The 16845-nt window shown below is 63.0% G+C and carries 16 protein-coding genes; 11 read left to right on the top strand and 5 right to left on the bottom strand.

Annotated elements, in window-relative coordinates:
* Nucleotides 1–34 precede the first annotated feature (34 nt).
* The 4 genes from AC4HIX_RS08785 (at nucleotide 35) to AC4HIX_RS08770 (ending at nucleotide 2953) form a co-directional block, all read left to right on the top strand.
* Nucleotides 35–229 carry a hypothetical protein gene (locus AC4HIX_RS08785; protein WP_490398705.1) on the top strand — a complete coding sequence of 65 codons (195 nt, stop codon included), beginning with the start codon at nucleotides 35–37 and terminating at the stop codon, nucleotides 227–229.
* Nucleotides 230–293: 64 nt separating this feature from the next.
* A complete protein-coding gene (locus AC4HIX_RS08780; protein ID WP_490398704.1) occupies nucleotides 294–491 on the top strand; it encodes a hypothetical protein in 198 nt (65 codons plus the stop codon).
* A 332-nt stretch (nucleotides 492–823) separates the two neighbouring features.
* Nucleotides 824–1993, top strand: a complete 1170-nt coding sequence (locus AC4HIX_RS08775; protein ID WP_490398703.1) for a type III PLP-dependent enzyme — start codon at nucleotides 824–826, stop codon at nucleotides 1991–1993.
* Nucleotides 1994–2095: 102 nt separating this feature from the next.
* A complete protein-coding gene (locus AC4HIX_RS08770; protein ID WP_490398702.1) occupies nucleotides 2096–2953 on the top strand; it encodes an urea carboxylase-associated family protein in 858 nt (285 codons plus the stop codon).
* A 205-nt stretch (nucleotides 2954–3158) separates the two neighbouring features.
* Here AC4HIX_RS08770 and deoD read toward each other — a convergent pair whose 3' ends face one another.
* From deoD to AC4HIX_RS08755, 3 genes are all read right to left on the bottom strand, one after another.
* A complete protein-coding gene (deoD, locus tag AC4HIX_RS08765) occupies nucleotides 3159–3863 on the bottom strand; it encodes a purine-nucleoside phosphorylase (protein ID WP_490398701.1) in 705 nt (234 codons plus the stop codon).
* An 18-nt stretch (nucleotides 3864–3881) separates the two neighbouring features.
* Nucleotides 3882–4199 (bottom strand): H-NS histone family protein, encoded by a 318-nt coding sequence (locus AC4HIX_RS08760; protein WP_475050250.1) that lies wholly within the window; start codon nucleotides 4197–4199, stop codon nucleotides 3882–3884.
* A 120-nt stretch (nucleotides 4200–4319) separates the two neighbouring features.
* Nucleotides 4320–6287 carry a methylmalonyl-CoA mutase family protein gene (locus AC4HIX_RS08755; protein ID WP_490398700.1) on the bottom strand — a complete coding sequence of 656 codons (1968 nt, stop codon included), beginning with the start codon at nucleotides 6285–6287 and terminating at the stop codon, nucleotides 4320–4322.
* Between the two features lie 211 nt (nucleotides 6288–6498).
* Between AC4HIX_RS08755 and AC4HIX_RS08750 the strand changes: the two genes are divergently transcribed.
* The 7 genes from AC4HIX_RS08750 (at nucleotide 6499) to AC4HIX_RS08720 (ending at nucleotide 14631) form a co-directional block, all read left to right on the top strand.
* Nucleotides 6499–7590, top strand: coding sequence for an acyltransferase family protein (locus AC4HIX_RS08750; RefSeq protein WP_490398699.1), 1092 nt, complete (start codon nucleotides 6499–6501; stop codon nucleotides 7588–7590).
* 48 nt (nucleotides 7591–7638) lie between these two features.
* A complete protein-coding gene (locus AC4HIX_RS08745) occupies nucleotides 7639–9069 on the top strand; it encodes a 1-acyl-sn-glycerol-3-phosphate acyltransferase (RefSeq protein WP_490398698.1) in 1431 nt (476 codons plus the stop codon).
* 112 nt (nucleotides 9070–9181) lie between these two features.
* A complete protein-coding gene (gene ccrA, locus AC4HIX_RS08740) occupies nucleotides 9182–10462 on the top strand; it encodes a crotonyl-CoA carboxylase/reductase (protein WP_475050258.1) in 1281 nt (426 codons plus the stop codon).
* A 377-nt stretch (nucleotides 10463–10839) separates the two neighbouring features.
* Nucleotides 10840–11559: a helix-turn-helix transcriptional regulator gene (locus AC4HIX_RS08735; RefSeq protein WP_475050260.1), complete on the top strand. Its 720-nt coding sequence runs from the start codon at nucleotides 10840–10842 to the stop codon at nucleotides 11557–11559.
* A 94-nt stretch (nucleotides 11560–11653) separates the two neighbouring features.
* Nucleotides 11654–12295 (top strand): acyl-homoserine-lactone synthase, encoded by a 642-nt coding sequence (locus tag AC4HIX_RS08730; protein WP_490398697.1) that lies wholly within the window; start codon nucleotides 11654–11656, stop codon nucleotides 12293–12295.
* A gap of 63 nt (nucleotides 12296–12358) precedes the next feature.
* Nucleotides 12359–13897, top strand: coding sequence for an ATP-dependent DNA helicase (locus AC4HIX_RS08725; protein WP_490398696.1), 1539 nt, complete (start codon nucleotides 12359–12361; stop codon nucleotides 13895–13897).
* Nucleotides 13894–14631, top strand: a complete 738-nt coding sequence (locus AC4HIX_RS08720; protein ID WP_490398695.1) for an SDR family oxidoreductase — start codon at nucleotides 13894–13896, stop codon at nucleotides 14629–14631. Before AC4HIX_RS08725 ends, AC4HIX_RS08720 begins: the two co-directional genes overlap by 4 nt.
* Before the next feature lie 206 nt (nucleotides 14632–14837).
* Here the strand turns inward: AC4HIX_RS08720 and AC4HIX_RS08715 are convergent, their stop codons facing one another.
* Both AC4HIX_RS08715 and AC4HIX_RS08710 read right to left on the bottom strand, forming a co-directional pair.
* Entirely contained in the window at nucleotides 14838–15623 is a 786-nt protein-coding gene (locus tag AC4HIX_RS08715) for a TIGR02186 family protein (protein WP_475050268.1), read from the bottom strand.
* A gap of 2 nt (nucleotides 15624–15625) precedes the next feature.
* Nucleotides 15626–16549 carry a sulfite exporter TauE/SafE family protein gene (locus AC4HIX_RS08710; RefSeq protein WP_475050270.1) on the bottom strand — a complete coding sequence of 308 codons (924 nt, stop codon included), beginning with the start codon at nucleotides 16547–16549 and terminating at the stop codon, nucleotides 15626–15628.
* Nucleotides 16550–16845: the final 296 nt, after the last annotated feature.

Here is a 16845-nt window from a genome sequence, read left to right as displayed (position 1 = left end):
AGCCAGCGGGTAGTCTGGGTCGCAAGGGAGGATCGTGCCAGACTATGGAGGCAACCCGATGAACCCGATGAACCCGATGAACTTGCAGCAGGACCCGAAAGACAAGGCCCGGCAGGCCGCGCTGGAGGCCTTGGAGCAGGCCTATGCCTACTACACCCCGGAACCGCTGACCGCAGCGACAGAAGCCGAAGCCGTTGAGGGCGTGGTCGAGTATTACCAGGCAGCCTGACGGCTGCCTCATGGGCGCGCGGCAATCCGGTTGAGCCGGGGTCAGCTGCGGCGTAGACAGGTGTATGCCTGTTTTGCTGCTTCTTCTTCTGGCGGGTGTGTTCGCCTATTTCCTGTGGCGCCGCCACGCCACCAGCCTGACCCGCAACTGCCGCTGGCGCCAGCAGCGCGCCCAGGGCCAGTGGCGCTGCAGCTATTGCGGCGCCGCGGAACCGGGGGAGGCCGCCCCGCGCATCTGCCGCGATCCGCAGCGCAAGACTTAACAGTGCACTCCCGCGCCCGCAGGCGCCCCGGCTGCGCCGGAACGCCTTCCGTGCGGCCTTGGGCCCGGCACCGCGCCGGGGCGCGGTGCCGGGCCCAACTGCGAGACGCCTTTCCAAAGGCGCCGCAGCAGGCGGGAGCCTTTCGCTCCGCGCATGGCAGATCCGCAAAAAATAATGCTTGAAAGACTCACCTCTTTGCCCGATATGGGCGGGCAAGACGCCAACGCACGCGCCTCTGTCGAAAGGGGTTACTCCCCTAAGGTTACGTAGCGACGGTAACGTCTCTGACTGAACTGAGCGGTCATATATGGCCGGGTCTTTTGGAGATGACCATGAACGTACACGTAGCCGGGCAGACCGCTCGCGATTCCGTATCTGTATCCCGTCACCTGCAGCACATTGCGCAAAGCCGCTTTGACCGGCCGACTCTGGTCATCGACAGCCAGGCGGTGGCCCGTCAGTACCAGGCGCTGGACCGCGGTCTGGGCCGGGCGCGCATCCACTATGCCGTCAAGGCCAACCCGGCGCCGGAAGTGCTGGAAACCCTGGTCCGTCTGGGCTCCAACTTCGATGCCGCCAGCCGCGCCGAGATCGAGATGTGCCTGGCGGCCGGCGCACGGGCTGAGCAGATCACCTTCGGCAACACCATCAAACGGCCCTCCGATATTGCCTTTGCCCATGGCATCGGCATCACCCATTTTGCCGCCGACGCACAGGAAGAGCTTGAAAAGCTGGCGGAATTCGCGCCGGGCGCGCATGTCTGCCTGCGGGTGATCGTCGAGGCGTCGGGCGCCGACTGGCCGCTCAGCCGCAAGTTCGGCTCCTCAGCTTCGATGGCGCTGAGCCTGATGGATGCCGCCGCCGCACTGGGCCTCACCGTGCATGGCCTGTCTTTCCACGTCGGCTCGCAAACCCGCGACCCGCTGATGTGGGCGCCGGTGCTGGATCAGGTGGCAGAGGTTTGGAATGCTGGCCGCGCTGCCGGACACGACCTTAAGCTGGTTAACATCGGCGGCGGCTTCCCGGCCTCCTATAAAACCGAGGTGATGGGCGCCGAGGACTATGCCCGCGCGGTGATGGAGCAGGTGAACGCGCGCTTCCCCGATGCTGCCGAAGTGATGGCAGAGCCAGGCCGCGGCCTGGTGGCCGAAGCCGGCGCGATCGCGGCGGAGGTGCTGCTGGTGTCCCGTAAGCATGCCGATGACATGTTCCGCTGGGTCTATCTGGACATCGGCAAGTTCTCCGGCCTGGCAGAGACCATGGACGAGGCGATCCGCTACCAGATCAGCACCAGCCGCGACCATGAGCCGACCGGCCCCTGCGTGCTGGCAGGCCCGTCCTGCGACAGCGCTGATGTGCTGTATGAAAAGCAGCTGGTGCAGCTGCCGCTGGGCCTGAAGGCTGGCGACCGCGTGGTGATCCATTCCTGCGGCGCCTACACCTCGACCTACGCCTCGGTCGGCTTCAACGGCTTCCCGCCGCTGGACGTGGTGGTGATCTGACCTCCGCCTTCCGGCGCTTGTGATCTTTACCGGCCGCCGCAGGGCTTGAAACCCTGCGGCGTTGCCGTCTTGATAGGGCAAACGCACAAGAAGGTTTGCCCCATGACGATCCCCCCCGAAGCCCCCGCCGACGCGGACGCCCGCCGCGCGGTCAAGCCGGTGATCTGCTACCCCAACGACACTCTGCCGGTTCCGGATCTGCCGCTGTACCGGCAAGCGCGGCAGGGGGCCGTGAAAACCGGCGAGGTGCTGGTGCAGCCCCGCGATGCCGCCTGTTTCGAGGTGCCTGCCGGGCATTTCTTCCGGATTACTTCGGTGGAGGGGCCGCAGGTGGGCGATTTAAACCTGTGGAACAAGGCAGACCTCAGCGAGCGGTTCTATTCTGGCAAAACCCGCGCCCTGCACGGCACCCATATCACCACGGGCGAGCGGATGTGGACCAGCTTTCCGCACATGCGCCCGATGGCGACCATCACCGACGACACGCTGGGCTGGTACGGCATCGACCAGTACGGCGGCTCGGTGCATGATGTGATCGGCACCCGCTGCGATCCCTACACCGGCAACCTTCTGGCAGGCAGCCAGTATCATCACTGCTGCCATTCCAACCTGACCCGGGCGCTGGCGGATCATCTGGGGGTGCCGCTGACAGAAGCGGAGCCGCACGTGCATGATGTGCTCAATGTCTTCATGTGCACCGGCTTTACCCGTGATACGGGCCAGTACTTCATGAAGGCCAGCCCGGTCCGGCCCGGTGATTATCTGGAGTTCTTTGCCGAGATCGGCTTGCTGGGCGCGCTCAGCGCCTGCCCGGGCGGGGATTGCTCTGCGGAACATTCCAGCGATACGGCGGCCTGCTATCCGCTGCTGGTCGAAATCTTTGCCCCGGCCAAAGGGGCCCTTGGGGATTGGAAAAGCCCGCGGCGCAATGGTTATGACCGCACCCACGGCCTTGGCTGAGCGGGCAATAATGGTTGGATTTCCGGCCAGAGGACAGAATTGGCGCAATATCTTCATGGAAGCAGTCAGGCCAATTAATTGGCCCGACCGCAAACACCATTAGGCCTGTGTTTTCCACGTGCAGAAAATGAAGCCAGACCTTTCAGGCAGCAAAAAAGGGCAGGGCGAAAGCCGCTGCCCTTACTAATTATCAAAATGAAAACTTTCAGCCGAATGCGGCTTCCAGCGCAATTTCCACCATATCGCCAAAGCTGCGCTCGCGCTGATCGGAGGGTAGCGCCTCGCCGGTGCCCAAATGATCGGACACGGTCAGCACTGCCAGCGCGCGGCATCCGTGGCGGGCTGCCAGCGTATACAGCTCTGCCGCTTCCATCTCCACGCCAAGAATGCCGTGGCGCACCATCTGCTCGTTCAGGTCGGGGCGTTCGTCATAGAACACATCCGAGGAGTAGATACCGCCGATATGAGTATCTGCACCGCGCTTGGCAGCTGCCTGGGCCGCCGCCTGCAACAAATCCCAATCGGCGCAGGGGGCAAAGTTCAGCTCCCGGAAGATGCCGCTGGAAGGGCTGTTGAGGGTGGTGGCAGTCATCGCCAGGATCACATCCCGGACCTTGACCTTGTCCTGCATACCGCCGCAAGAGCCGATGCGGATCAGCGTCTTGGCGCCAAATTCGCGGATCAGCTCATTGGCATAGATCGACAGCGAGGGCATCCCCATGCCGCTGCCCTGGATGGTCACGCGGTGCCCGTTCCAGGTGCCGGTGTAACCCAGCATGCCGCGCACCTCGTTGACCAGCTTGGCGTTCTCGAGAAAGGTTTCAGCCGCCCATTTGGCCCGGTAGGGGTCGCCGGGCATCAGAACGGTTTCCGCGATATCGCCTTTGGCGGCGCCGATGTGAATGGTCATCGCTCAGCTCCAGCCAGATCAGATTTCCAGATCGGAAATATCCTTGCCGGCGGTCAGCGCGGCATGCACCCAATGCGGTTTGCGACCGCGTCCGGTCCAGGTTTCTTCCGGGTTCTCCGGGTTGCGGTATTTCGGAGCGGCCTTGTTTTTCTTTGCGCCTTGGCGCGACGCGGCGGCGATTTCATCCAGCGAGAAACCGTATTTCGCGGCGGCCTCCTCGGCGGCTTTCAGCGCTTCTTGGCGTTCGCGCAGTTCTGCTTCCTGCAGTGCTTTTTCAACATCGCTTTGAAGCTGCAGAAGCTCTTTTCTGCTCATTGCCGAAAGGTCGAAGGTCATTCTGAACTCCATATAAAAAATGACATACCGGAAAAACCGGTATGTCATTCTTTATGGACTGAGTACCAGACGCGTTTCAGCATCTTTTTTATCGGTATGCAGAAAATTGCCGGTAAAAAGTCAATTCACTGCAATTTCCGGTGGCTTTGCCAGGTCGACAATGTCGCTCATAATTGAATTGAGCTCGAAATCCTTGGGAGTATAGACGCGAGCAACGCCCATGGACCTCAGCTTTTGCGCGTCCTCGTCAGGGATGATGCCGCCGACAATCACGGGAATATGGCCAAGCCCGGCGTCGCGCATCCGGGTCATCATTTCTTCGACCAGCGGCAGGTGGCTGCCAGACAGGATCGACAGGCCGACCACATGGGCGTCGTCCTTTTGCGCGGCCTCCACCAGTTCGGCAGGGGTCATGCGGATGCCGTCATAGGTGATGTCCATGCCGCAATCGCGGGCGCGGAAGGCGATCTGCTCAGCGCCGTTGGAATGGCCGTCCAGGCCCGGTTTCCCGACAACGAACTTGATCCGGCGGCCCAGCACGTCGCTGACGGCATCCACTGCATCGCGCAGGTCGTCCAGCCCTTCGGTCTTGTTTGACACCGAGGCCGACACGCCGGTCGGGCCGCGGTAGGTGCCATAGACCTTGCGCATTTCTTCGGCCCATTCGCCGGTGGTGACACCTGCCTTGGCGGCGGCGATCGACGGCTCCATGACGTTGGCGCCGCTTTGCGCCGCGGCGCGCAGGGCTGCCAGCGCCGATTGCACCGCGTCATTGTCGCGTTCGCCGCGCCAGGCGTTCAGCCGTTCGATCTGCTCCTGCTCCACCGCCGGGTCGACCACCATGATGCCGCCGTCCTCGGTTTGCAGCGGCGAGGGCTCGCCCTCGGTCCACTTGTTGACCCCCACCACCACGGTCTCGTTCTTCTCGATCCGGTTCAGGCGTTCGGCATTGGAATCCACCAGGCGGCCCTTCATGTATTCAATGGAGGCGACGGCGCCGCCCATTGATTCCAGGTTTGCCAATTCCGCGCGGGCGCCTTCCTTCAGCTCCTCCACCTTGGCATCGACCGCCGGGTTGCCGTCGAACAGGTCGCCGTATTCCAGCAGGTCTGTTTCATAGGCAAGGATCTGCTGCATCCGCATCGACCACTGCTGGTCCCAGGGGCGGGGCAGGCCAAGCGCCTCGTTCCAGGCGGGCAGCTGCACCGCGCGGGCGCGGGCTTTCTTGGACAGAGTCACCGCCAGCATCTCGATCAGAATGCGGTAGACATTGTTTTCCGGCTGCTGCTCTGTCAGGCCCAGCGAGTTCACCTGCACCCCGTAGCGGAAGCGGCGGAACTTGGGGTCCTCAACGCCATAGCGGTCGCGGCAGATCTCGTCCCACAGATCGACGAAGGCGCGCATTTTGCACATCTCGGTCACAAACCGGATGCCTGCATTCACGAAGAAGGAGATGCGGCCGACCATCGCCGGGAAATCCTCCGGGGCGATGCGCGGCTTCAGCTCATCCAGCACCGCCTGGGCAGTCGCCAGCGCAAAAGCCAGCTCCTGCTCCGGCGTCGCGCCGGCCTCCTGCAAGTGGTAGGAACACACGTTCATCGGGTTCCACTTGGGCACGTTGGTGTAGCAGTATTCGGCCACATCGGCGATCATCTTGAGGCTGGGTTTGGGCGGGCACACATAAGTGCCGCGGCTCAGGTACTCCTTGATCAGATCGTTCTGAACGGTGCCTTGCAGCTTGGACACATCTGCGCCCTGTTCCTCCGCCACCGCGATGTACAGCGCCAGCAGCCAGGGGGCGGTAGCGTTGATGGTCATCGAGGTGTTCATCTGCTCCAGCGGGATCTGGTCGAACAGGCTTCGCATGTCGCCCAGGTGACAGACAGGCACGCCCACCTTGCCCACTTCGCCGCGCGCCAGCACGTGGTCGCTGTCATAGCCGGTCTGGGTCGGCAGGTCGAAGGCGACCGAAAGGCCGGTCTGGCCTTTTGCCAGGTTGGCGCGGTAAAGCGCGTTGGACGCCTTGGCCGTGGAGTGGCCGGCGTAGGTGCGGATCAGCCAGGGGCGGTCTTTTTGCATCTGCGGCATGTCGGGCCTCGCGAGTCAGTGTGTCGGTAATTTTATTTCGTCAAGCTGATGTAAACTGCAATTTTCAACCCATGTCAATTCGCTGCGTTGCGGCATTCGCAGTGTTGCCGGCCGGGTGCGCAGTTATAGGGCGGCCGGGGGGTAAGGTTGAGATGTTGCAAGAGGCGGGTTAGGGTTCTTGGATTAATCTATCTCAAAGAAGAGTGTCCTTTTGAAAAACACTTTGATCGGGCGGCGCATTCCTGAAATTGACGGGTTGCGCGGCGCCGCGGTGCTGGCGGTTGTGCTGTACCACTACTTTCAGGCTTATTCTCAGCACTACCCTTATGGCGACGGGCTGTTTCCCTTGGCCAAATATGGCGACCTTGGGGTCGAGCTGTTTTTCGTGATTTCCGGCTTCGTCATCACCCTGTCCCTGGCGCATCAGACGGGCCCCTTGCGTTTTGCGGTGAAGCGCGTGGCGCGGCTTTGGCCGGCAATGGCGGTTTGTTCCGTCATCACGTTTGCATTCGTGCACATCGCCGACAGCAGTTTCAGCCGGGAGGTGCAGGGCGGGCTGAGCGGCTTTGTGGCCTCCTGGACCTTTACATCGCAGCGCTTCTGGCACAGCGCCTTTGGCTTTGATGGCTATGTTGATGTCGTCTACTGGACCCTCGCCATCGAGATCCGCTTTTACCTGGTGGCGGCGGCCATCTTCTGGCTGGTTCCGGCCGGCCGCTTTGCCACGGCGGCCCCTTTGGTGCTTTTGCTGATGCAATTTCTCGCCGCAGTCGCTCAGTCTGCGGTGCCGGGGCTGGTGCCGCAGGTGCTGATCGAAGGATTATTTCTCGCTTATGCGCACCTGTTCGCGGCGGGCATAACCTTTGCCGCGGTCTATGCCGGTGCCCGCAGCAAGCGGGAAGCGGCGCTTCTGTTCTGGAGTTTCGCGGTCGCTTTCGTCCGCGCTGAAGACAGCTGGGAGGTTGTCTTCCTGGCCCTGATCTATTTGGCGGTTGCTGCCTGTGCCTTGCGCCTGCGGGCGGCCAGTCTGCTGGCGTGGCGGCCGCTGGCGGGGCTGGGGCTGGTCAGCTACCCGGTTTATCTGCTGCACAATTACATCGGCGTGACCCTGCTGTCTCTGCTGCCCGCGGGTCTGGCGGGGGAGGCCTATGTGTTTGCCGCAGCCCTCGTCCTGGGCGGTATAGTGGTCCTGTCGATGGCCGTGTTCCGGCTGATTGAGCTGCCTGCCCAAGCAGCCGTCCGCTCCCTGCTTGCACGCAGCTCGGAGCGCGGCAAGGATGTGCAGCCTGCGGCGGGGGGCTGAGGCCGCAAAGGCTTGTAAACCGGGCAGGTTTGGGCAAGGCTTTGCGGGATGATGCAAACCGTGGAACTGCCGCTGTGGCTCTTTGCGCTGATCGTCGGCTTTGCCGCGGTGACTTTTGCGTCGCATTTCCTGTTCCCTTCGGTGCGGTGGTTCTTCCGGCGGCGGCTGGAGCGCGCCGTGGCGCGCCTGAACAAGCGGCTTGAACGCCCGATTGAGCCGTTCAAGCTGACCCGCCGCTATGACATGATCCAGCGGCTGATCCACGATCCGCAGGTGGCACAAGCTGCGGCGGACCACGCGGCGGCGGAAGGCATCCCGGAAAATGTGGCCTCTGAGCAGGTGCGCCGCTATGCGCGCGAGATCGTGCCGGGCTTCTCGGCCTTTGCCTATTTCAGCTTTGCCATCCGGGCGGCCCGGTTCCTGTCCAACGCGGTGTACCGGGTGCGGCTGGGCCATCAGGACGAGGAAGCGCTGCGCGCCATCGACCCCAAGTCCACCGTGGTTTTCGTGATGAACCACCGCTCCAACATGGACTACGTGCTGGTCACCTATCTGGCGGCGGAACGCTCTGCGCTGTCCTATGCGGTGGGGGAATGGGCGCGGGTCTGGCCGCTCAGCCGCCTGATCCGGGCGATGGGCGCCTATTTCATCCGCCGCCGCTCGCGCAATGATCTCTACCGCAAGGTGCTGGCCGCCTATGTGCGGCTGGCCACCCGCGGCGGCTCCACCCAGGCGATGTTCCCCGAAGGCGGCCTTAGCCTGGACGGAGCCCTTGCGGCGCCGAGGCTGGGGCTCTTGAAATACATCGTCGAAGGCTATGATCCGGACGGGCGCGATGTGGTCTTTGTGCCGGTGGCGCTGAACTATGACCGTGTGCTGGAGGACAGGATTTTGACGTCTGCCGCCAAGGCGGGTGAGCGCCGGTTCCGCGCCCGCATCGGGCTGGTGGCGCTGCGGCTGCTGCGGCAGCTGTGGTTATGGATGACCGGGCGCTATCACCGTTCCGGTTATGCCGGAGTCAATTTCGGCAGGCCGCTCAGCCTGGCCGGGTTCGGTGCCGGGCGGGACGGGGATATCACCAAGCCGCTGGCGCGCGAGCTGATGGAGCGCATCAGCGCCATTGTCCCGGTGCTGCCGGTGCCGCTGATCGCCGCCATCCTGCAGCGGTACGGGCCGCTCAGCCGCGCCGCCATCGAACACCGGATGGACAGGCTGATTGCCGAGATGCCGCTGGCGCATGTCCACATGCCGCGGGACAACCTGGGCTATGCCGCTGAGACCGGCCTGCGGCAACTCCTGCGGCGCGGACTGGTGACTGAGGCCAATGGCCAGTTTTCCCCGGTGGAGGATCGTCGCGACATACTGGCGTTTTATGCCAATTCGATCCGCCACCTGCTGCCCGGGGACGGCGCGGAGTCGGACGGAAAACGTGGTTTTTCTGCACCTGCTAAGGGAAATGCTGCATCCGCAGGGTCATAAAATTACTCAGATGCGCCAAAAGAGGTTGCAATATTACTCTGCCAATCCTATCCCTCAGATAACCGCTGCGATTCTGCACCGCGGCAAAGGACAGGATACAAAGGAGGCCATCATGGCATTGGATACCCAGACTGACGTCATGTCGTACGAGGCGCCGGAGAAAGATCTCTATGAAATGGGGGAAATCCCCCCGATGGGCTTTGTGCCCAAGAAGATGTATGCATGGGCGATCCGCCGGGAGCGTCACGGCAACCCCGACACCGCGATGGTGCAGGAAGTTGTCGACGTGCCGGAGCTGGACAGCCACGAGGTGCTGGTTCTGGTGATGGCAGCGGGCGTGAACTACAACGGCGTCTGGGCCTCTCTGGGCAAGCCGATCTCGCCGTTTGACGGCCACGGCAAGCCGTTCCACATCGCCGGCTCCGATGCCTCGGGCATTGTCTGGGCGGTGGGCTCCAAGGTGACCCGCTGGAAGGTCGGCGACGAGGTTGTCATCCACTGCAACCAGGACGATGGCGACGACGAGGAATGCAACGGCGGCGACCCGATGTACTCCCCCAGCCAGCGGATCTGGGGCTACGAGACCCCGGACGGATCGTTTGCCCAGTTCACCAACGTGCAGGCCCAGCAGCTTATGCCGCGCCCCAAGCACCTGACCTGGGAAGAAAGCGCCTGCTACACGCTGACGCTGGCAACCGCCTACCGGATGCTGTTCGGCCATGAGCCGCATGACCTGAAGCCGGGCCAGAACGTGCTGGTCTGGGGTGCCTCGGGCGGCCTCGGCTCCTACGCGATCCAGCTGATCAACACCGCCGGCGCCAACGCCATCGGCGTGATCTCCGACGAAAGCAAGCGCGACTTTGTCATGGGCCTGGGCGCCAAGGGCGTTCTGAACCGCAAGGACTTTAACTGCTGGGGCCAGCTGCCCACCGTGAACACCCCGGAATATGCCGAGTGGTTCAAAGAAGCCCGCAAGTTCGGCAAGGCGATCTGGGACATCACCGGCAAGGGCAACAACGTCGATATGGTGTTCGAACACCCCGGCGAAAGCACCTTCCCGGTCTCGACCTTCGTGGTCAAGAAAGGCGGCATGGTCGTGATTTGCGCCGGCACCACCGGCTATAACCTGACCTTTGACGTGCGTTACATGTGGATGCACCAGAAGCGCCTGCAGGGCTCGCACTTTGCCCACCTCAAGCAAGCCGCTGCTGCCAACAAGCTGATGGTTGAGCGCCGCTTGGACCCCTGCATGTCGGAGGTGTTCACCTGGAACGACCTGCCGGAGGCGCACATGAAGATGCTGCGCAACGAGCACCTGCCGGGCAACATGTCGGTGCTGGTGCAGGCGCCGAAGACCGGTCTGCGCACTCTGCAGGACGTTCTGGACGCTTGATCCCGCTCCGGCATTAATGCCGGCCCGATTCTGCAAAACGCCGCGAATCACCCGGGTGGTTCGCGGTTTTTTGCTGGAATTGCGGAATTATGCCGAAGGAATTCAGCCTATTGCGGGCTGTGATCTCGCTATTCCTGGGGAGGTCGCGGCGGATTGCCGAAAAAGATGAATCTCTATTACGCGGTTTTTGTGCAGTTTTTTCGCGGCCAGCCGGATCTGTTCACTCAAAATAAACGAATGCGGAACCTTCGCATTGACCTCCGGGAGGTCCTCGCTGCAAAACAACAGGAAACACCGGCCCGTCCGCTGCAGAACATCTTGTCGCGGCAAACGATCAGAACCGGGGCCGGACCGAAGAGGCAACAGCAAACAACTTCATGGCATACAAAGCAGAACTCGACCGCATTTTGGAGGCGCTTGACGCCACTGAGACCTTGGAAGGCCTGCAGCTGATCGTCGAGCAGGTCTGCGAGGTGTTTGCTGTCGACCACGCGATGTACCTCTGGGTGGAGACCGCCGGAAACCACTATTATTTCGGCACCTACTCTAAGGAGTGGACCGACCGTTATCTGGATAAGGCGTATTCGCGGGTCGATCCGGTTGTAGTGGGTTGCTACCAGCGCTTTCATCCGGTCGATTGGAAACGGCTGGACTGGAACCCCAAACCGGCGCGTGAGTTTCTCAAAGACGCGCTGGTGCATGGTGTGGGCAATCAGGGCTATGCGATCCCGATCAGAGGGCCGAACGGCCAGTTCGCGCTGTTTACGCTCAGCCACAATTGCGATGATGCGGCCTGGGAGAAGCTTATCGGCAAATATGGCCGGGATTTCATTCTGGTGGCTCATTACTTCAACCGCAAGGTGCTGGAGCTGGAACCGACAAGGGCGGCCGAACAAGCCCAGCCGCTGTCGCCGCGGGAAGTCGATGCCCTGACCCTGCTGGCGATCGGCTACAGCCGCGCGCAGGTTTCACAGACCCTTTCGATCTCGGAACACACCTTGCGCGTCTACATCGAAAGCGCCCGGTTCAAACTCGGCGCAATCAATACCACACACGCCATCGCCCGGGCTCTGAGCCTTGGTTTGATTGTGATTTAACGGTAGCACTACACCTTTAGGTGTAAATCCTCTCCGGCATTAACCTTAAAGAGCGTATCATTCCCCTGGTTTTCTACTAAAAGGGGATTTTGCAATGCTGCGCTATGTTTATGGCCACGACCTTCACAACCATGCCGCCTTGGCCCATTCGATGTTCCGGGACAGGGCGGATCAGTTCAAGACACGGCTCGGCTGGGATGTGCAGGTGGACGTCAACGGCGAGGAGAGAGACCAGTACGACGAGCTGGATCCGCTCTACATGATCTGGGAGATGCCTGATGGCAGCCATGGCGGCTCCATGCGGTTTCTGCCCACGACCGGCCGTGTGATGGTGAATGAAATTTTCCTGGATCTCTGCGGCGGTGTGCCCATCTGCAGCCCGCTGATCTGGGAGTGCACCCGCTTCTGCCTGTCCCGAAACGTGCATGGCAGGATCGGAGCCGGGCTGATGCTAGGCAGCCTCGAGATCATGCGGAACTTTGACATCCCCCACTACACGGCTGTCTTCTACCGGCACACGGCCAGGGCTTTCCGCAATCTGGGCTTCGCGCCAGAGATTGCCAGCACGCAAGGCGAGGGGCGCAACCCCATCTGCATGGGCTATTGGGAGTATGCTGAGGAGACCTACCTCAGCGTGTCGCGCAAGGCGGGCATCCCGCCGGAGCTGTCGCAGCTTTGGTTCGACCGCTCCTTCGGCGGCGCCGGCGCTTCAGGTCCGGTGGCGCTGAGCGCGTGATCAAAACGTAAACCGGGGCCGGATCCTCTGGCGGACCCGGCCCCGCGGCTGTAGGGTCGCGCCATGACAGCTCTGCCCGTACAGTTTTCCGATGACCAGGCCACGGCTTTTGACAGCGTGACCGAACTCCTGCGCCAGGCGGGGGTCGACCTTGATGACGGGCTTTTGCACCCGCCCCGCGGCGATGCAGGGGTGATGGCGGTGATCGGCAAGGCGGGATCGGGCAAGACGCTGCTGCTGGCTGAGCTGTACAAGGCGCTGGAACAGGCCGGGGTTGAAGTTGTCTCGGGTGACTACGAGAGCCGTAAGAAGGGCGAAGACCGCCGCACCCTGGCAATCCTGGCGCCCACCAACAAGGCTGCGAGCGTCCTGCGCCTGCGCGGGGTTCCTGCAACCACCATCCACCGCATCCTTTACACCCCGGTCTATGACCCGGAATACGAGCGCATTGCCGAATGGCTGGCCGGGCAGGGGGATCAGCCTGACATCGAAGGCCTGACCGAGGAGGCGCTGGCCCGCGCCGCGGCTTTTTATGAGAAGAACAAGTCGATCCCCGGCGCGCTGGCAGCCGCGGGCCTGCGCGGTTCCGATTTCATCACGGGCTGGAAACGGCGCGAGGAGCCGCTGGACATCGGCTTTGTCGACGAAGCCTCGATGCTGGACGACCGCCAGTTCGAGGATTTGAAGGAGATCTTCCCCAATCTGATCCTGTTCGGCGACCCGGCGCAGCTGGCGCCGGTCAACCAGTCGGGCTCGATGGTGTTCGACGCGCTGCCTGAGCCGCGCCGCCTGATCCTGAACCGCATACACCGGCAGGAAGCTGGCAACCCGATCCTCGACCTCGCCCACGCGCTGGCCGACCCGCAAGTGGGTTTCGAGGATTTCGAGCGCATGGTGGAGGACACAGCCCGCCGCGACGACCGGGTGGTCTGGGGCCAGCGGGTGGAGGTCGACCTGATGGCGCGCTCGCCGGTGCTGGTCTGGCGCAACAACACCCGCATCCGGCTGATCAACGCCTTCCGCGCCGTGCATGGCGCGCCGGAGGACGAACTGATCGCGGGCGAGCCGTTGATCTGCGACGGCATCGAACTGCCGATGAAGCACCGCAAGAAACGCCTGGACCTAGAAGCCCGCGGCCTGATCAAAGGCGCGCAGGTGATCTTTCTCGGCCCCGGCCGCAAACCCGGCTTTTCCCGCCTGCACGTGATGGGGGCCGAAGATCCGCAGGTCTCGGCCGCCTCGATTGTGAAGATCGAGAAGCCGGACGAGGAAGAGCCTTTTATCCCCTATGCCGCCCGCATGGGCGCAACCTTTCTGCATGGCGCGGCGGTGACCATCCACAAGGCGCAGGGCTCGCAATGGGATACCGCGCAGGTCTTTGCCCCGGACATCTACGCCGCCGCGCGTATGGGCCGGGTAGAGGCAGGCCAGCCCCTGTGGAAACGGCTGGCCTATGTCGCCATCACCCGGGCGCAAGAGCGGCTGATCTGGGTGGTCCGCAACCGCCTTGCCAAGCCCACCGGCCCGCTGCCGGTGGATGACCTCAAAGCCATGCCCGCCGCCGCGCTCACCCTTGAAGCACAGGAGGATACCCCCGCATGAGCCATTCGATCCTGATCACCGGCGCAAGCTCCGGCATCGGCCGCGCCGTGGCGGAGCTGTTTCTGGCCGAAGGCTGGCAGGTCGGCTTGGTGGCCCGCCGGGCAGAGAAGCTGGAGGAGGTTGCGCAGGGCTTTGCAAACGCCCAGGTGCTGCCTGCGGATGTCACGGACCCGGCAGCGGTGGATCATGCGGTGAACAGCTTTGCCATGGCGGCCGGGCGGCTGGATGTGCTGTTCAACAACGCCGGCATCTTCACCCCGCCGGGCACCATCGACGAAATCCCGCTGGAAGACTGGTTTGCCTCGGTGAACGTGAACCTGACCGGCATGTACCTGACCGCCCGCGCTGCCTTCCGCCAGATGCGGCAGCAGGCGCCGCAGGGCGGGCGGATTATCAACAACGGCTCCATCGCCGCTTATGTGCCGCGACCCCATTCAGCGCCGTACGCAGCCACCAAGGCAGCCATCACCGGCCTCACTAAAAGCCTCTCGCTAGACGGCCGCCCCTTTGACATCGCCTGCGGCCAGATCGACATCGGCAACACCCGCACGCCGATGGTGGAGGATTTGAGCCAGCGCCACGCAGAGGCCAACCCCGGTGCCGGACCGATGCACACCTTCGCGGTGGAGGATGCGGCAAAGTCGGTGCTGCACATGGCCAATCTGCCGCTGGAAGCCAACGTGCAGTTCATGACGGTGATGGCCACCAAGATGCCCTATATCGGCCGCGGCTGAGCGCTCCCGCCCGTCGCTGGCGCATCCCGGATGCGCCGCTCCCGTTGGGCCGGGCGCTGCGCTGGCGCGCAGCGGGCCGCCGGCAGGCGTACAAATCAGAAAGCCGCACGCCCCTTCATCTTTCCGGAAATACTCCGGGGTGAATTGGCCGCAAGGCCAAGAGGGGCTGCGCCCCTCCCACCTGTCTTCGGCGGGTTGGGTCCTCGTTACCGGTTCCTGAGCAGGCTGAAGGCTGCGGACGCGCCCCAGCCGGCCGCAATGGCAATCGCCAGCGACATCAGGCCATAGAGGAACGGCTGCTCGCGCGAGAGCGAGTACAGGAACCGTTCCAGCCCCACCTTGCGCACGTCGATGGTGGTCTCGTAGCTCGACACCACTTCGCCCCCGCGGGTCAGGAAAATCCTGGTCTGGTATTCCCCCTCGGTGAGGTCGGCGGGCATCGTGATGGCAGTGCGGAACAGGGTTTGCTCATCCACCGCAACGGTGTTTTCGCGGAGGGAATAAAGCCCGTTCTTCTCGCGGATCCGCACCACCGCATCGGCAAAGGCCTGGGCGCCGCGTATATGCATGGCGGCGCCGACCGAGCGGATCGCGCGCTTGATCGAAATCCTGTAGCGCAGGTCCTCGGTGTCCGTCAGCACCTCCTTGAACGGGGCGCTGGTGGCCACGGCGTAGAATGCTGGTGCCGAGTCGACCAGAACGCTGTCGACATTGACCCAGATCCCCAGCTTCTTTTCCTTGCGCCGCACCATGACGGAGGGGGCCGGGCCGGAGACGGTGACCACCACTTCCAGCGGGTCGTCCTGCGGGATCGGGGTTTCGCGTTTCACCGCACCGAAGACCAGGATTTCCGAACCGTCGAAGGTGGCAGTGATCGCCACCCGGTCCTGGCTGAGGCCGAGCACAACCTCTTCCTTGCCGGCCTGAGCGGCGGATTGCGGCAACAGAGCCAGGCTGGCGGCCGTCAGGGCGGACAGGAGCAGCTTGCGCATGATCAATGCCCTCCCGGCTCGCCCAGGGAGAAGATCTCGGAGGGCTGCAGCAGCAGGTCGAGGCCCAGCTTGACGCAGACCGCGATGACCATCAGCGCCAGCAGGATACGCAGCTGTTCGGCCTTGAGATAAACGCCGATGCGGGTGCCGATCTGGGCGCCAATAACACCGCCGATCAGCAGGAGAACCGCCAGCACGATATCCACAGTGTAGTTGGTGGTGGCGTGCAGCATGGTGGTGAAGCCGGTGACCAGGATGATCTGGAACAGCGAAGTGCCGACAACCACCTTGGTCGGCATGCCGAGGATATAGATCATCGCGGGCACCATGATGAAGCCGCCGCCGACACCCATGATCGCGGCGAGGATACCGACGGCCACGCCGACCAGGATGGGCGGGATCACCGAGATATAGAGCCCCGAGGTGCGGAAGCGCATCTTGAAGGGCAGCGCATGGACCCAGCCCCGCTGGCGCCGGGCCGCAGGGGCGCTGCCGCCCGCCTTCTTTGCCTTGCGGATGGCGTTCAGGCTTTCGATGAACATCAGCCCGCCGACAACACCCAGGAAGACGACGTAGCAGAGCTTGACCAGCAAATCGACCTGGCCAAGCGCCTTGAGGTAGTTGAACACCACCACCCCGAGCGCGGCCCCAATCAGGCCACCGGCCTGCAGCACCAGCCCCATCTTGATATCGACCGTGCGCCTTCGGAAATGCGCCAGCACCCCGGAGAACGAGGAGGCGACAATCTGGTTCGCTTCCGTGGCCACCGCAACCGCCGGCGGGATGCCGATGAAGAACAGCAGCGGCGTCATCAGGAAGCCGCCGCCAACTCCGAACATGCCCGAGAGAATTCCGACCATTCCTCCGAGGCCCAGAAGAAGGAAGGCATTCACCGAGACCTCAGCTATGGGAAGGTATATCTGCATGATCTTTGTTAGACCGCAGACCGTTCAAAAATCAATGATCTATGCCGCTATGCAGCGTGCAGGACTGATTTGACGCGGCAAACTGGACTTAACTGTGGCCGCCGTGCACTGGTGGGGCAGGGCTGCCCCTTAGTGCCCTGTTCGAGTGTAATTGCGTCGTTGCCGCGGCAAGAGTGAACGGCGCTTTGCGCTGCCGCTGCCGCGGCCCTTATCCCGGAAAAGACGCAGGCCGGGAGCAGGCAGGAAAAAGAAACGCCCGGCGCAAGGCCGGGCGTTCCGGTGTTTCCGTTACGGCG

Source organism: Leisingera sp., assembly GCF_982940295.1.
The sequence above is the reverse complement of the archived record's forward strand: the minus strand, read 5'-3'. Positions and strand labels throughout refer to the sequence as shown.

Coding starts and splice junctions, on each gene's coding strand:
- AC4HIX_RS08780 (WP_490398704.1), top strand. CDS start 294: ATGCCTGTTTTGCTGCTTCTTCTTCTGGCGGGTGTGTTCGCCTATTTC.
- AC4HIX_RS08775 (WP_490398703.1), top strand. CDS start 824: ATGAACGTACACGTAGCCGGGCAGACCGCTCGCGATTCCGTATCTGTA.
- AC4HIX_RS08770 (WP_490398702.1), top strand. CDS start 2,096: ATGACGATCCCCCCCGAAGCCCCCGCCGACGCGGACGCCCGCCGCGCG.
- deoD (WP_490398701.1), bottom strand. CDS start 3,863: ATGACCATTCACATCGGCGCCGCCAAAGGCGATATCGCGGAAACCGTT.
- AC4HIX_RS08760 (WP_475050250.1), bottom strand. CDS start 4,199: ATGACCTTCGACCTTTCGGCAATGAGCAGAAAAGAGCTTCTGCAGCTT.
- AC4HIX_RS08755 (WP_490398700.1), bottom strand. CDS start 6,287: ATGCCGCAGATGCAAAAAGACCGCCCCTGGCTGATCCGCACCTACGCC.
- AC4HIX_RS08745 (WP_490398698.1), top strand. CDS start 7,639: ATGATGCAAACCGTGGAACTGCCGCTGTGGCTCTTTGCGCTGATCGTC.
- ccrA (WP_475050258.1), top strand. CDS start 9,182: ATGGCATTGGATACCCAGACTGACGTCATGTCGTACGAGGCGCCGGAG.
- AC4HIX_RS08735 (WP_475050260.1), top strand. CDS start 10,840: ATGGCATACAAAGCAGAACTCGACCGCATTTTGGAGGCGCTTGACGCC.
- AC4HIX_RS08730 (WP_490398697.1), top strand. CDS start 11,654: ATGCTGCGCTATGTTTATGGCCACGACCTTCACAACCATGCCGCCTTG.
- AC4HIX_RS08725 (WP_490398696.1), top strand. CDS start 12,359: ATGACAGCTCTGCCCGTACAGTTTTCCGATGACCAGGCCACGGCTTTT.
- AC4HIX_RS08720 (WP_490398695.1), top strand. CDS start 13,894: ATGAGCCATTCGATCCTGATCACCGGCGCAAGCTCCGGCATCGGCCGC.
- AC4HIX_RS08715 (WP_475050268.1), bottom strand. CDS start 15,623: ATGCGCAAGCTGCTCCTGTCCGCCCTGACGGCCGCCAGCCTGGCTCTG.
- AC4HIX_RS08710 (WP_475050270.1), bottom strand. CDS start 16,549: ATGCAGATATACCTTCCCATAGCTGAGGTCTCGGTGAATGCCTTCCTT.